Source organism: Mycolicibacterium arseniciresistens (assembly GCF_030519285.1).
GTDB lineage: Bacteria > Actinomycetota > Actinomycetes > Mycobacteriales > Mycobacteriaceae > Mycobacterium > Mycobacterium arseniciresistens.
In genome coordinates, this window is the sequence record NZ_JAUMSQ010000374.1 from 1 (window position 1) to 688 (window position 688).

Annotated in this window: 1 protein-coding gene and 1 pseudogene; both read right to left on the reverse strand. The window is 75.4% G+C overall.

What is annotated here, in order from left to right; all coding sequences use genetic code 11:
* Positions 1-12: 12 nt before the first annotated feature.
* Positions 13-516, reverse strand: coding sequence for a DUF1802 family protein (locus Q2100_RS28595; RefSeq protein WP_407667710.1), 504 nt, complete (start codon positions 514-516; stop codon positions 13-15).
* A 53-nt stretch (positions 517-569) separates the two neighbouring features.
* A pseudogene (locus Q2100_RS28600) lies at positions 570-688 on the reverse strand (DUF2277 domain-containing protein); the annotation flags it as partial.

Sequence of the window (688 nt, forward strand, 5' to 3'; positions counted from 1 at the left end):
CCCCGTCCGCCGTCAGCCCACTAGGTCGCGGACGCGACCGGCCAGCCCCCCCAGCTCGGCCGCATCGCGGACCGGCGCGCCCCACGCCGGGGCGACCGGCAGTTGCACCCAGCTGGTGCAGCCGCCGTACTCCGGGGCGCGCGTGAGCCGGACCGGCTCGAGAAGCGGACTGACCGCGACCACCAGCACGGTCAGCCGGTGCTTCGGCCGGAAGTCCAGGCGATCGGACCGGATCGAGTCGGCGGTCCAGATGTGCAGCGGCGCAAGCTCGTCGATAGCCTCGGGTCTGTTCACCTCGACGGCCTCCACGACGGCGGCGCCGGCCCGCAGCACGACGGCGTCCTCGGTGGAGTCGGCGGCCGCCGGCTCGAGCAGGTCGCGGTGTTCGGGACGCACCCGTTCGGCGTGGCTGTGCGCGACGGTGGGGAACAGCAGGAAGCGCGAAGCGTCCACCCGGAAGCGCTTCTCACCGATCCCGCCCTTGCGCAACAGGATCGACTGCCGGCCCGCGAGCATCGCGTGCACCGCGGCGCTCCACTCCTTGAGCGCCGGGCCGGTGGGCGCCGGCGTCACGCCGAGGTCTGCGCGGCCTTGGCGGCGATGCGGGCCCGCACCTCGGGGCGGCGCAGCGGCGGCACGGTCTTCGGCGGCTGGCGCCGCTCGGGCAGCGTCGACAGCAGCCGGGTGG